Genomic DNA, 14,146 nt, shown 5'->3' on the forward strand with positions numbered 1-14,146 from the left:
CAAAAAGCCGGTCCCGGCCGCTCCCGTCGGGGCGGCCGGAGACCGGCGGAACGGCTCGCTACTTCTTGGCGGAGCCGGCAGCCTTGCCGAAGCGGGCCTCGAAGCGGGCCACACGGCCACCGGTGTCGAGGATCTTCTGCTTGCCCGTGTAGAACGGGTGGCACTCGGAGCAGACCTCGGCGCGGATGGTGCCGGCCTCGATCGTGCTGCGGGTGGTGAACGACGCGCCACAGGTGCAGCTGACCTGCGTCTCGACGTACTCGGGGTGGATGTCGCGCTTCAAGGTGTCTCCTAGGTTCGGGAGGGCGCCGGGTCGCACGCGCGGGATGCGGGTGCGTGAACCGGGGCCGACGTACCAGTCTGCCAGGACCGGCCGTATCTCCCAAAACCGGGGTGGGGCCGGAAGTATTCCGGCGACTTCACGACGTACTTCACGTCTTGCCTCACGTCTTGCCTCACGTCTTATTACTTCACGACGCCGTCCGCCTTGCCCGTGGCGGTGTCCTCGACGGCGGACGCGGGGATCGGCTGGTCCTGGCGGAGGGCCGTCCACACCTGCTGGGCCTTGAGGTCGACCGGCACGACACGGTTGGGGTCGGTCCTGTCGTACACGACCGGCAGCGTGATCATGTGGATGTCGTCGGCGCCGAGGTCGGCGAGGCCGGCGCCGAAGTCCGCGAGCTCCTTGACGGTGTCGAGCTCGGAGTCCGGCCGGATGGCCTTGGTGGCGGCGTCCGCGAGGCCCCACAGCTTGCCGGGGCTGGTGAAGACGCCGACCCGCTTGACCTGCTCCATGAGCGCCTTGACGAACGCCTGCTGGAGCTGGATGCGGCCGAGGTCGCTGCCCTCGCCGACACCCTTGCGGGTACGGACCAGGCCGAGGGCCTGCTCGCCGTCGAGGGTGTGGGTGCCCGCCGGGAGGTCGAGGTGGCTGCTCTTGTCCTTGATCGCCCGGGTGGTGGTGACCTGTACGCCGCCGAGCTCGTCGATGAGCTTCTTGAAGCCCGTGAAGTCGACCTCGATGTAGTGGTCCATGCGGATGCCGGACATCTGCTCGACGGTCTTCACGGCGCACGCGGGGCCGCCGACCTCGTACGCGGTGTTGAACATCGCCCGGTACGCGGCGGGCACGGTCGTGCCGTCGGCGGCGGTGCACTCGGGCCGGGTGATCAGGGTGTCGCGCGGGACGGAGACGACGCTGGCCTTCTTGTGGCCCTCGTAGACGTGGACGATCATCGCCGTGTCGGAGCGGGCGACGCCCTCGTCGCGGCCGTAGGCGGAGTTGTCCCCGGACCGGGAGTCGGAGCCGAGGACCAGGATGTCCATGGAGCCGTTGTCGATGTCGCGCGGGCGGTTGTCGCCGAGCTGCGTGTTGATGTCGACGGTCTCGATGTTGCCGTTGAGCTGGACGTAGGCGGCCCCGAGGGCGCCGCCGCCGGCGACCAGCAGCCCGATCGCGGTCCAGGCGGCGGCGTTCAGCCCCCCGCGGCCCTTCGCGGGCTCCTTGCGCCGGCGCCCGCCGCCGCGTATTCGGCCGCCGCCGTTGTCCTGCTCGCCCATGGTCTCCTCGTTCCCGCTGCTGCCCCGCCGCCCGTCCCCCTGCCCGTACGGCATCTCAGACGGTGAGCGGTGGGAAAGGGTTGCACGGAAGCCTGAGAAGTCCCTGAGAGAAGCGTGTGCACGGGTACGCCCCGCTGTGCGCCGTTACGCGGCACAGCGGGGCGTGAGGGCCTGGCCTCGGTGCGAGGCGCGGCGGGCGTCAGCCGAACAGGCTGTACGCCTGCCAGCCGGTGCCGAAGGCCACGCGGGACTTGAAGCGGCCGTTTCCGTCACCCGGGTACAGCCAGAGCGCGCCGGCCTTGTCGCGGGTCAGGACGTCGGCGACGCCGTCGGTGTTGACGTCGCCGGTGGTGACGATGGCGTTCATGTAGCCGAAGGCGCCGACCAGGACGGGGTGGTCGAAGACGCGGGAGCTGGTGGCGCCCATGCCCTTGTACAGGAACGTCCGGCCGTCCGCGTAGCGGGCGAAGATGTCGGCGTTGCCGTCGTGGGTGAAGTCGCCGTGGCCGCGCATCATCGTGAAGTTGCCCCAGCCGGTGCCGTTGGAAATCGGCGCCTGGAAGCCACCGTTGCCGCGGCCGGGGTACACGCGCATGGTGCCGGCCGAGTCGACGGCGATCATGTCGGGCAGCTCGTCCCCGGTGACGTCACCGGGGACCAGGATCTGCTTGTGGGTGCCCCACTTGACCGCCACCAGCTTGCTCTGCCACTCGCCGAGCGACGGGACGAAGTGGTCCCAGTACACATCGCCGTTGCTGACGCGGTACAGGATGTCCTGGTTGTCGTCGCGGTCCAGGTCGGCCTGCACTGCGAGCGTGACGCCGCCGAAGGAACCGAGGTTCTGGGTGCGGGCGAACGAGGTGACCCTGGACGTCCAGCCGAACAGGGTGTTGTCGGACGTACGGCGAGCCAGCAGGTCTGCGGTGTGGTCGTTGTTCCAGTTGGTGTCGTCGACGCGGGACTGGATGTGCGCGGAGTAGGTGGAGACCTTCGCGTACACGCCGTACTTGCCGGCGGCGGAGCAGTCCTCGTCGCCCCAGGAGACGATGCCCACGAGCTTCCCCTGGACCACGAGCGGGCCGCCGGAGTCGCCGTTGCAGGTGGTCTCGGACGTGGCGTCGTCACCGGTCGGCGGGGCGCCCGCGCACAGCATGCTGCCGGCGATGAAGCCGTCCGGGTACGCCGTCGCGCAGTCGGCGTCCGAGACAATGTCCGCGTCCGCGACCTTCAGCGTCTGGGAGGCGCTGTCGGGGTTGGTGGAGCTGGTGCGGCCCCAGCCGTACACCTTGCCGTCCAGGCCCGGCTGGTACAGCGCGGAGTCCGTCGGCTGGGCGAGCGGCAGCGTCTTCACGCTGACGGGCGAGGTCAGCGTGAGAACGGCCACATCGTTGTTGACGGTGTACGGGCTGTACTGCGGGTGGTTCCACTGGCGGTAGGCGCCGCGCGCCTCGCCGCCGTGGTAGTCGAGGCTTCCGTCGGCATTCGTGGTGGGCAGCTGGTCCGTACCGACGACCACCGTACCGGTCTCGTACCAGCGGATGCCCTTGACGCAGTGCGCCGCGGTGGCGACCTTCGTCGGGGCGATCACGACACCGCCGCAGAAGTAGCCCGCGCCCGAGCTGTCGCGGAAGTAGAGCTGTGCCATCCACGGGGCGGACGAGATGGTGGTCTCCTGTCCGCCGATGATGCGGGCGGCGGGCGCGCTGGTGGTACCGCTCTCGGTGGTGTCCTCGGCGGTGTTCTCGGCAGCGCTGTCCGGCTGCTTGACCAGGCTGCGCTTGCTGACGGCGTCGCCCTCCATCGCGGCGATGACGCGCTTGCGGAGCTCGCTCTGCGACGGCTCCGTCAGCTTCTGCGGTGCGGCGCTGACGCGGGCGCCGGCGGCCTCTGCGGACTGCGTTGCGGTGAGCGTGATGCCCACACCAAGCAGTGCGACCGCCGTGGCCACGGCCGGGAGCGCGAGCTTCATCCTGCGCTTGTGCCGGCCACCACGGGTGCGTTCCTGCACTCGTATACCCCTCGGAATTGACCGGTGGGGCGCGACCGCCCCACCGGAAGACTCATGTCGCGGTGGGGCACAACAGATCTACGGCAGCACAGATGACGGGCTCCGCCCGGATGAGTGTGCGCGGTGGATTTCCCCCCCACCTGAATGGAGAGGATGCTACGCCCGTCAACCCGCGATTGACCAGCGGCGTATGGGGTGCGGGGAACCCGTGTGCTCACGCCGGAACGCCGCAACGCCGACCGCCCCGTCACCGTGCGGTGGCGGGGCGGTCGGCGTGTGCGCTGCTGACGCTGCGTCAGACGGACGTCAGTCGTTGTTGCCGGCGGACGGCGTCGTCTTCTGGATCTGCAGCAGGAACTCGGCGTTCGACTTCGTCTGCTTCATCTTGTCGAGGAGCAGCTCGATCGCCTGCTGCTGGTCGAGCGCGTGCAGCACCCGGCGCAGCTTCCAGACGATGCCCAGCTCCTCGTTGCCGAGCAGGATCTCCTCCTTGCGGGTGCCGGACGCGTCGACGTCCACCGCGGGGAAGATGCGCTTGTCGGCGAGCTTCCGGTCGAGCTTGAGCTCCATGTTGCCGGTGCCCTTGAACTCCTCGAAGATCACCTCGTCCATGCGCGAGCCGGTGTCGACCAGCGCGGTGGCGAGGATGGTCAGCGAGCCGCCGTCCTCGATGTTCCGCGCGGCGCCGAAGAAGCGCTTCGGCGGGTACAGCGCGGTCGAGTCGACACCACCGGACAGGATGCGGCCGGAGGCGGGGGCGGCGAGGTTGTACGCGCGGCCCAGGCGGGTGATGGAGTCCAGCAGGACGACCACGTCGTGACCCAGCTCGACGAGGCGCTTGGCGCGCTCGATGGCCAGCTCGGCGACCGTGGTGTGGTCCTCGGCGGGGCGGTCGAAGGTCGAGGAGATGACCTCGCCCTTGACCGACCGCTGCATGTCGGTGACCTCTTCAGGACGCTCGTCGACGAGGACGACCATGAGGTGGCACTCGGGGTTGTTGTGCGTGATCGCGTTGGCGATCGCCTGCATGATCATGGTCTTGCCGGTCTTCGGCGGGGCCACGATCAGACCGCGCTGGCCCTTACCGATGGGCGAGACCAGGTCGATGATGCGGGTGGTCAGGACGCCCGGGTCCGTCTCCAGGCGGAGGCGGTCCTGCGGGTACAGCGGGGTGAGCTTGTTGAACTCGGGACGGCCGCGGCCGGAGTCGGCGGCCATGCCGTTGGCCGAGTCGAGGCGGACCAGCGCGTTGAACTTCTCGCGGCGCTCGCCCTCCTTCGGCTGGCGCACGGCACCCGTGATGTGGTCACCCTTGCGGAGCCCGTACTTGCGGACCTGGGCGAGCGACACGTACACGTCGTTCGGGCCGGGCAGGTAGCCGGACGTCCGGATGAACGCGTAGTTGTCGAGGATGTCCAGGATGCCCGCGACGGGGATCAGGACGTCGTCCTCGGAGAGCTGCGGCTCGCCGGCGCCGAACTCGTCGCGGCCGCGGCGGCCACGGCGGTCGCGGTAGCGGCCGCGGCGACCGCGCCGGCCGCCCTCGAAGTCGTCGTCGTCCTGCGGGCCGCCCTGGCCGCCCTGCGGGGCGCCCTGGCGCTGCTGGCGCTGGCCGCCGCCCTGCTGGTCGTCGCCCTTGCCGCGGTCGCGGCGGTCGCGCTGGCGGTCCCGGCGGTCGCGCTGGCGGTCCCGGCGGCCGCCCTCGGCGGTGTCGGCGCCGGCCTCGGCCTGGACCTGGCCCTGGCCCTGGCCCTGCGCCTGGCCGCCCTGGCCGTCGGTGCGGGGCTCGGTGCGGACGTCGGTGCGGGTCTCCGTACGGACGTCGGTGCGGGCCTCGGCCTCGGCGGCGGGGGCACCGGCGGCGGCGGTCGCGCGACGGCGGCGGCGCTCACCGACGGCGTCGTCGCTGACCGGCTGGCCGGGGATCTCGATTTGCTGCTGTGCGGCGGCCCTGTCGGCGGCCTTGTCGGCGCGCTCGGCCTGCTCGGCCTTCTCGGCCTTCTCCGCCTTCCGGTCCTTGGCGGTGGCGGTGGCGGCAGCGGTGCCGGCGGTCTCGGCGGCCCCCGCGCCCTCCGCGGCCTTGCCGGCGGCCTTGGCGGTGCCGGCCGCGCCCTCCTCGCCCGTACGGGTACGGGAGGTGGTGCGGCGCTTGGGCTTGGCCTCGGCGGCGGCGCCCGGGTCGGCGCTCTTGGCGGCGGTCGTACCGCCGCCGGCCTGCGCCTCCTTGATGACCTCGATCAGCTGGCTCTTGCGCATCCGCGCGGTGCCCCTGATGCCGAGGCCGGACGCGACCTGCTGCAGCTCGGCCAGGACCATGCCCTCGAGGCCGGTGCCGGAGCGGCGGCGCCGTGAGGTGGTGCCAGTGGCAGCACCTGCGGCGGGCGCGGAGGTGTCGACAGACTTGTCGGCAGTCACGCCCATCAGATCGGTGGTGTCGCTCACGAAGGGTCCTTCCCTGGAGCGGACGTCGGCCTTCTGGCTCGGCGACCGGTTGTGCTGTCCGGCCTCGGTCCCTGATGTGTGGACCGTGCCGGGGCGGTGGTCCCGCCGGGTACGGCGGGAAGAAGAAATAACGTGCGTGGGTCCGGCCCGAGGCCCCCTGCTCGGCCCTCTCCTGGGAAAAGCGAGGGTGACGCGCGCCGGTTCCGGAGCGTGCTCGAAACTGCTCAGGCAGGCTGCTCAGGCAGTCGGGGAGGCTCCCGGAAGAATGGTGGTCCCTGATGGGGACACGGAGCACCGCGCCACAAAGACGTCGGGTGCAGACTTGAGGTTAACACTACCGGCTCCAACAAACATTCCCCCTCTCCCACACCGGCAATCCGTGTGTCCGGCGATCCGCTGTTCCGGCGGTGTGCGCCGTAGCGGTATTTCCTGCGGAGCTACGGGGCGAGCGGAAGCACGCTCGCCCCGGCGGCGTCGAGGCTGAGCCGGTTGGCCGCCCAGCCCTCGCCCGCCAGCAGCGCGACCTTGTCCGCCGCGCCGTTCTCGGCCAGTGCGAGCACCGTGGGGCCCGCACCGGAGATGACCGCGGGGACGCCGTCCGCGCGCAGTCGGTTGACCAGCGAAATGCTCTCGGGCATGGCCGGGGCCCGGTAGTCCTGGTGCAGCCGGTCCTCGGTGGCGGCGAGCAGCAGCTCGGGGCGCCGGGTGAGGGCCTCGACGAGCAGCCCGGCGCGGCCGGCGTTGGCCGCGGCGTCCACGTGCGGGACGGTCTTGGGCAGCAGGCCGCGCGCTGTTTCTGTGAGTACCGGCTTTCCGGGGACGAAAACCACCGGAACGACGGAACGCGCGGGATCCATCCTGATCGCGCGGGCGGCACCGGCCTCGGTCCAGGCCAGGGTGAATCCGCCGAGGAGGCACGCGGCGACGTTGTCGGGGTGCCCCTCGATCTCGGTGGCGAGCTCCAGCAGCGCGGCGTCGTCGAGCTTGCCGTCGCCGCCTATGGTGACGGCGCGGGCGGCGACGATGCCCGCGCAGATGGCGGCGGACGAGGAGCCGAGGCCGCGGCCGTGCGGGATGCGGTTGGCGCAGACGACCTCGAGACCGCGGGGCTGGCCGCCGAGCAGGTCGAAGGCGGTGCGCAGGGAGCGGACGAGGAGGTGGCTCTCGTCGCGCGGGAGGGTGTCGGCGCCCTCACCGGCGATGTCGATGTGCAGTCCGGAGTCGGCGACGCGGACGACGACGTCGTCGTACAGCCCCAGGGCCAGGCCGAAGGCGTCGAAGCCGGGGCCGAGGTTGGCGCTGGTGGCGGGCACGCGCACCCGGACGGCGGCGGCGCGGAACGCTGGACCGGCCATCGCTCGTTGACTCTCCTTGATCTGGACCTGCGGGGGTGACCTGCGGGGTGGGGATGGGCGGGGACTGCGAGGCTTACGTCGACGTACGAGGACCCAGGGGCCGTTCCGGCAGTCACCAACGGCAACGTCACCCGCGGCATATGCGGCGGGGTGGGTTCGGTACAGCCTATCGAAGGAAGGTTCTGCCGCGACATAGGGCGCACAGGAGGCGCACGATGCGTGTCGCGTGCCTTCCTGTGCTCCTACGATCGGTTCTGGTCGCGTTCGTCCAGGTCGGACGGGGGTCCGGCGGAGTTCCGGCGGGTTCAGCGGATACGGCGGCGGCCCGTCCGGCCGGGTCAGGCGAGGCCGAGGCGCTGGGCGGCGGCCGCGGCGTCGACCGGGACGGTGACGGGCTGCGGCGCTCCGGCGACGGCCCAGTCGGGGTCCTTGAGGCCGTTGCCGGTGACCGTGCAGACGATGGTCTGGCCCGGGTCGACCTTGCCCTGCTCCGCGGCCTTCAGCAGGCCTGCGACGGACGCGGCGGACGCGGGCTCCACGAAGACGCCCTCCTGGGCGGCCAACAGCCGGTAGGCGCGCAGGATCTCACGGTCCGTCACCTCGTCGATGAAGCCGCCGGACTCGTCGCGGGCCGCCAGCGCGTACTGCCAGGAGGCCGGGTTGCCGATGCGGATGGCGGTGGCGATGGTCGACGGGTCCTTGACGACCTCGCCGCGTACGAGCGGAGCGGAGCCGGACGCCTGGAAGCCCCACATGCGGGGCGTCCGCGTGGCCGTGCCGTCCGCCGCGTACTCGCGGTAGCCCTTCCAGTACGCGGTGATGTTGCCGGCGTTGCCGACGGGCAGGACGTGGATGTCGGGGGCGTCGCCGAGCATGTCCACGATCTCGAACGCGGCGGTCTTCTGGCCCTCGATACGGACCGGGTTGACCGAATTGACCAGCGCGACGGGGTAGTTGTCGGACAGGGCGCGGGCCAGCGTCAGACAGTCGTCGAAGTTGCCGTCGACCTGGAGGATCTTCGCGCCGTGGACGAGGGCCTGGCCCATCTTGCCCAGGGCGATCTTGCCCTGCGGCACGAGGACGGCGGACACCATCCCGGCCCGTACGGCGTAGGCGGCGGCGGAGGCGGAGGTGTTGCCGGTGGAGGCGCAGATGACGGCCTTGGCGCCCTCCTCCTTGGCCCTGGTGATGGCCATGGTCATGCCGCGGTCCTTGAAGGAACCGGTGGGGTTGGCGCCCTCGACCTTCAGATGAACCTCGCAGCCGGTGCGCTCGGAGAGGACCTGGGCCGGGACGAGCGGCGTACCACCCTCACGGAGCGTGACGACGGGCGTGGTGTCCGTGACCGGAAGGCGGTCCCGGTACTCCTCGATGATGCCGCGCCACTGATGGGTGCCCTTGCTGGTCATGGGTCCTTTACTCCCCTTCAACACGCATGATGCTGGCGACACCGCGTACGGTGTCGAGCTTGCGCAGCGCCTCGACGGTCCCGTTGAGGGCGGCGTCGGGCGCGCGGTGGGTGACAACGACGAGGGAGGCTTCCCCGTCCTTGCCCTGCTGACGGACGGTGTCGATCGACACCCCGTGCTCGGCGAAGACCGTCGCGACCTGGGCGAGGACGCCCGGCTTGTCGGCCACGTCGAGGCTGATGTGGTAGCGCGTGACGACCTCGCCCATGGGGCTCACGGGCAGCTGGGTGTACGCGGAGTCGCCGGGCCCCGTCGCGTCGTTGAGGCGGTTGCGGCAGACGGCGACGAGGTCGCCGAGCACGGCCGACGCGGTCGGGGAACCGCCGGCGCCCGGACCGTAGAACATGAGCTGCCCGGCCGCGTCGGACTCGACGAACACGGCGTTGTACGCGCCGCGGACGCTGGCCAGCGGGTGGGTGAGCGGGATCATCGCGGGGTGCACGCGCGCGGTGACGGACCCGCCGTCGGCGGCGCGCTCGCAGATGGCGAGCAGTTTGATGGTGCAGCCCATGCGTTTGGCGGAGGCGAAGTCGGCGGCGGTGACCTCGGTCATGCCCTCGCGGTAGACGTCGTCGAGCCGTACGCGGGTGTGGAAGGCGATACCGGCCAGGATGGCGGCCTTGGCGGCGGCGTCGAAGCCCTCGACGTCGGCGGTCGGGTCGGCCTCGGCGTACCCGAGCGCGGTGGCCTCGTCCAGGGCCTCCGAATAGCCGGCCCCGGAGGTGTCCATCTTGTCGAGGATGAAGTTGGTCGTGCCGTTGACGATGCCCAGGACACGGTTGACCTTGTCGCCTGCGAGGGACTCGCGCAGCGGCCTGATCAGCGGGATGGCGCCGGCGACGGCGGCCTCGTAGTAGAGATCCCGCCCGTGCTCCTCGGCGGCGGCGTGCAGCGCGGCGCCGTCCTGGGCGAGGAGGGCCTTGTTGGCGGAGACGACGGACGCGCCGTGCTCGAAGGCCGTGGTGATGAGCGTACGAGCGGGCTCGACCCCTCCGATCACCTCGACGACGACGTCGATGTCCCCGCGCTTGACGAGGGCCATGGCGTCGGTGGTGACCAGCTCGGGGTCGATGCCCTCGCGGACCTTGGACGGGCGGCGGACGGCGACCCCGGCGAGCTCGACCGGGGCGCCGATGCGCGCGGCGAGATCGTCGGCGTGCGTCGTCATGATGCGCGCCACCTCGGAGCCGACCACTCCACAGCCCAGCAGCGCCACCTTCAGCGGACGCGTACGCATCATCCGACCTCGTTTCCTGTCCTACGTCGTATTTCTACGGTGCTCCAGTCTCACTCACCGGACGGGAGTTTCTATCCTCCGTCCGGATCCTGAGACACCTATTTCATTACCCGACATCGAGACGCAGGAGATCTTCCTCCGTCTCACGCCGGACGATCACCCGCGCCTCGCCGTCGCGCACGGCGACGACGGGCGGGCGAAGTGCGTGGTTGTAGTTGCTGGCCATGGACCGGCAGTACGCCCCGGTGGCCGGCACGGCGAGCAGATCGCCGGGCGCGAGGTCCGCGGGCAGGAACGCGTCCTTGACCACGATGTCGCCGCTCTCGCAGTGCTTGCCGACGACCCGGCTGAGCATGGGCTCGGCGTCGGAGGTGCGGGAGACGAGGGCGACGCTGTACTCGGCGTCGTACAGGGCGGTCCTGATGTTGTCGGACATGCCGCCGTCGACGGAGACGTACGTACGGAGCCCGTCGAGGGGCTTGACGGTGCCCACCTCGTACAGCGTGAAGGCGGTGGGCCCGACGACGGCCCGCCCGGGCTCGACGGAGATACGGGGCGTGGCGAGCCCGGCGGCCTCGCACTCGCGGGTGACGATCTCGTTGAGGGCCTTGGCGATCTCGTGCGGCTCACGCGGGTCGTCGTCGGAGGTGTACGCGATGCCGAGCCCGCCGCCGAGGTCGATCTCGGGCAGCTCGACGCCGTGCTCGTCCCGGATGGCGGCCAGCAGCGAGACGACCCGCCGCGCGGCGACCTCGAAGCCCGCCATGTCGAAGATCTGGGACCCGATGTGCGAGTGGATTCCCACGAGTTCGAGCGAGTCGAGCTGGAGGGCGCGGCGCACGGCCTCGGCGGCCTGCCCGCCGGCGAGCGCGATGCCGAACTTCTGGTCCTCGTGGGCAGTGGCGATGAACTCGTGGGTGTGCGCCTCGACTCCGACGGTCACCCGGATCTGGACGCGCTGCCGCGTGCCGAGTTCCCGGGCGATGTGGGCGACGCGCACGATCTCCTGGAAGGAGTCGAGGACGATGCGCCCGACGCCGGCCGCGACGGCGTCGCGGATCTCCTTCTCGCTCTTGTTGTTGCCGTGGAAGGCGATCCGGTCGGCGGGCATGCCGGCGGAGAGCGCGGTGGCGAGCTCGCCTCCGGAGCAGACGTCGAGGTTGAGCCCCTCTTCGTGCAGCCACCGCACGACGGCCCGCGAGAGGAACGCCTTCCCGGCGTAGAAGACATCGGCGTCCTTGCCGAAGGCGTCGGCCCAGGCGCGGCAGCGGGCGCGGAAGTCGGTCTCGTCGAGGATGTAGGCGGGCGTCCCGAACTCCTCGGCGAGCCGGGTGACGCGCAGCCCTCCGACGGTGAGCACGCCGTCGTCGTCCCGCTGGACGGTGCGGGCCCAGACCTTGGGGTCGAGGTGGTTGAGGTCGGCGGGCGGCGCCGTGTAGTGGCCTTCGGGGAGGACGTCGGCGTGGCGGGGCCCGGCGGGGTGCGCGGAACGGCTCATGTCTGTGGCTCTCTCAGAGATGGTCGGGGGCACTGATGCCGAGCAGGGACAGGCCGCCGGCGAGCACCGTCCCGGCGGCTTCGGCGAGTGCGAGCCGGGAGCGGTGGGCGGCCGAGGGTTTCTCGTCACCTCGCGGCAGCACGGTGTGCTGGAACCGGAGGAACGCGTCGGCGACCGCCTCCAGGTGCCGGGCGAGCCGGTCGGGGGCGCGGTGCCGGGCGGCGGCGAGGAGGACGGCGGGGTGATCGGCGAGGGCGGCGATCAGGTCCGGGGCGTCTCCGACATGCTCGTCGTACGCGGGGCCGAACCCGAGGTCGGCGGCGTTACGGAGGAGGGCGCGGGCGCGGGCGTGCGCGTACCGGACGGTGAAGAAGGGGCTGTCGGCCTCGGTCTGCCGCAGCAGCGGTTCCGGGTCGAGGACCCGGTCGTGAGCGGCGGGCCGAAGCAGGGCCCACCGGGCGGCGTCGGGCCCGAGGGCGGCGGCGACGTCGTAGTGGGCGGGACGGGGGCGGAGCGGCTGGGGGGCACCGTGGTCGTGGTGGGCGCCGTCGCCGTGTGGGCCGCCGTCGCCGAGGTCGGCGTCGTCGTGTGCGGCCATCCGGACCTGGGCGCCCTGGGAGCGGAGGAGGGCGGCGACGGCCTCGGTGACGACGCGGGCGCGCAGATCGTCACCGGGCGCGCCAAGCGCGACGTCGACCCCCCGAAGGGCATCCCCGTACCCGTACCGCCCCGCCCCGAGCTCAAGAACGCTCCGTACGAGAAGGTGATGCCCCTGGGCGCGGGCGCCGGCGCGGAGGGTGAGGTTCAGGAACCCGGGCCCGGTGATGTCGACGCGCTCGATACCGGGCGCGTCGAGGAGCCGCTCGCGCAGCACCTCGGCGACCTCGCGGGGCGGGAGCGCGGCGGGCTTGGCGAGCTGGAGGGCGGCGTTCGTGGCCCAGTCCCCGCAGCCGCCGGCCCGGGGCCGCTCCACGAGCACCCGCGCCGGAATCCGCTCGACCTGCAGCGCACCCTCACCGACGGCACGGCGCACGGCGTGCAGCACGGTGTGGGAGAGATCTGCGGGGGTCACGGGACAAGCGTAGGCGAGGAGGGGGGTCACTACGCGAACCGGTTTCGCCATGCGGGCACGGGGCGCGGCCCCGGCCGCTCACGGCCCGGGAACGGAGCGCGCCGACAGCCCCCGCGGTGCCTGCCGTTCAGCCCCGCGTCGTACCGGCCCGCCCGGCCCCGTGGCACCCGTCCACGGGCGGCGGCATCAATCCCCGTACGACCCTCACGAGCTCGGCGGGCTCGAAGGGCTTGGCGAGGAACGCGTCGACCCCGGCGTCGAGCCCGCTCTCCACCTCGGCCTGACTGCAGGCACTGATGATCGCGACCGGCAGATGCCGCGTCCGCGCGTCCCCGCGCAGCCGCGCGGCGGTCCGCAGCCCGTCCAGGCGGGGCATGACGACATCGAGCGTCACCACATCGGGCCGCACCCGATGGACCACTTCCAGACACTCGGCACCGTCGGCCGCGGTCACCACCTCGAAGCCCTCCAGCTCGAGGTTGACCCTGATCAGCTGCCGGATGACCCGGTTGTCGTCCACAACCAGCACCCGACCGGAGACGCCTGACACAACTCGAGAGTAGGTCCCTCCCCACCCCCGCGTCCGGGTTTTCCCCACTTCCGCCCCCACCGGGCGACGTCAGGCCATGGCACCGCGGGAAATACCTGTTCACAGGCACCCGCTGGGAGCTGGTAGTGTTCTACCCGTCGCCGCGAGCGAGCAGCGACAGCGCCCCCGTAGCTCAGGGGATAGAGCAACGGCCTCCGGAGCCGTGTGCGCAGGTTCGAATCCTGCCGGGGGCACTCTGAGGGTGGGAACGGGCAGGGCAGACTGTTCGGGTTGTCCACTCCGAGTGTCGTGATCGGGTTCAGCGCTTCGGCGCGGGACCCGATCACTTTTGGTGCATCTGCACCGCACGCGGTCACTCTCAGGTACGTGCCCAGGAAGGCGTCGGCAGGTCGGCGGGGAGCGCGAGCGGCGGTGTACGCACCAGCCAGCCGTCGGCGCGGGCCGTCCCCTCGAAGACGCCGATCTTGCGGGCCAGCCCTTCCGGCTGGCCGGTGTCGCAACAGGCGGGTGCCGACTCCCACTCGTCGGAGCCACGCACAAGGGCCCCGTCCTCGACCGCGAGGGCGAAGCCGGGTCCCGAGTGGGTGACTTCGTACCGCGACAGGTACTTCACGCGTGACAGGCCAAGGTCGTGCTTCCAGCTCATCACCCACATCGAGCATGCCAGATACCAGCGGACGGTGGACTGCCCTGCCCAGTGGGTGTGCAGCTGAACGCCGTTCAGTCCGGCGGTCACCGCCGCCTCGTACACCGCGTCCAGCGCCCGCCGCGCCACGCCCGCGCCGCGCGCCGCCGGATGGACGTACAGCGACAAAACGCCGAGGCAGTGCCAGCCGCGCGGCCATGTGTCGACCGCGATCGTGCCGACAGGGGGTTCCCTCCGCGTCCAGCAGCCAGTACCCGCGTGACCAGTCGTCGTGTCGGCCGTCTCGTACTGGGAACCTCAGTCTTTCGC

10 protein-coding genes, 1 tRNA gene and 1 pseudogene are annotated in these 14,146 nt (G+C 71.5%); 1 reads left to right on the forward strand and 11 read right to left on the reverse strand.

The genetic code is table 11. The features are described from left to right. Positions 1-58: 58 nt before the first annotated feature. The 10 genes from rpmE to HTZ82_RS17930 form a co-directional block, all read right to left on the reverse strand. Entirely contained in the window at positions 59-283 is a 225-nt protein-coding gene (rpmE, locus tag HTZ82_RS17885) for a 50S ribosomal protein L31 (protein ID WP_149181220.1), read from the reverse strand. 182 nt (positions 284-465) lie between these two features. Next, entirely contained in the window at positions 466-1,560 is a 1,095-nt protein-coding gene (locus HTZ82_RS17890; RefSeq protein WP_175410435.1) for an LCP family protein, read from the reverse strand. A 199-nt stretch (positions 1,561-1,759) separates the two neighbouring features. Continuing rightward, positions 1,760-3,529, reverse strand: a complete 1,770-nt coding sequence (locus HTZ82_RS17895; protein WP_217624268.1) for a trypsin-like serine protease — start codon at positions 3,527-3,529, stop codon at positions 1,760-1,762. 345 nt (positions 3,530-3,874) lie between these two features. Then, positions 3,875-6,010 carry a transcription termination factor Rho gene (gene rho / locus HTZ82_RS17900; RefSeq protein WP_175410401.1) on the reverse strand — a complete coding sequence of 712 codons (2,136 nt, stop codon included), beginning with the start codon at positions 6,008-6,010 and terminating at the stop codon, positions 3,875-3,877. Positions 6,011-6,447: 437 nt separating this feature from the next. Next, positions 6,448-7,365: a homoserine kinase gene (gene thrB / locus HTZ82_RS17905; RefSeq protein ID WP_175410402.1), complete on the reverse strand. Its 918-nt coding sequence runs from the start codon at positions 7,363-7,365 to the stop codon at positions 6,448-6,450. Positions 7,366-7,703: 338 nt separating this feature from the next. Further along, positions 7,704-8,774 (reverse strand): threonine synthase, encoded by a 1,071-nt coding sequence (thrC, locus tag HTZ82_RS17910; protein WP_175410403.1) that lies wholly within the window; start codon positions 8,772-8,774, stop codon positions 7,704-7,706. Between the two features lie 7 nt (positions 8,775-8,781). After that, the gene (locus tag HTZ82_RS17915) at positions 8,782-10,071 is read right to left on the reverse strand and encodes a homoserine dehydrogenase (RefSeq protein WP_175410437.1); all 1,290 of its coding nucleotides are present in this window, start codon (positions 10,069-10,071) and stop codon (positions 8,782-8,784) included. Positions 10,072-10,177: 106 nt separating this feature from the next. After that, complete coding sequence (lysA, locus tag HTZ82_RS17920; RefSeq protein WP_175410404.1) at positions 10,178-11,569, reverse strand: diaminopimelate decarboxylase; 1,392 nt, start codon at positions 11,567-11,569, stop codon at positions 10,178-10,180. A 13-nt stretch (positions 11,570-11,582) separates the two neighbouring features. Next, positions 11,583-12,641: an ArgS-related anticodon-binding protein NrtL gene (gene nrtL, locus HTZ82_RS17925; protein WP_175410405.1), complete on the reverse strand. Its 1,059-nt coding sequence runs from the start codon at positions 12,639-12,641 to the stop codon at positions 11,583-11,585. Between the two features lie 127 nt (positions 12,642-12,768). Beyond that, positions 12,769-13,239, reverse strand: a complete 471-nt coding sequence (locus tag HTZ82_RS17930; RefSeq protein ID WP_175410406.1) for a response regulator — start codon at positions 13,237-13,239, stop codon at positions 12,769-12,771. Positions 13,240-13,352: 113 nt separating this feature from the next. On the opposite strand from HTZ82_RS17930, the gene HTZ82_RS17935 reads away from it, so the two are divergent. Next, positions 13,353-13,424, forward strand: a tRNA-Arg gene (locus HTZ82_RS17935). Positions 13,425-13,549: 125 nt separating this feature from the next. Here HTZ82_RS17935 and HTZ82_RS17940 read toward each other — a convergent pair. Continuing rightward, positions 13,550-14,074: pseudogene (locus HTZ82_RS17940) on the reverse strand (GNAT family N-acetyltransferase); the annotation flags it as partial. Positions 14,075-14,146 lie beyond the last annotated feature (72 nt).

It is taken from the genome of Streptomyces sp. TRM64462 (assembly GCF_013362995.1).
Classification (GTDB): Bacteria; Actinomycetota; Actinomycetes; order Streptomycetales; family Streptomycetaceae; genus Streptomyces.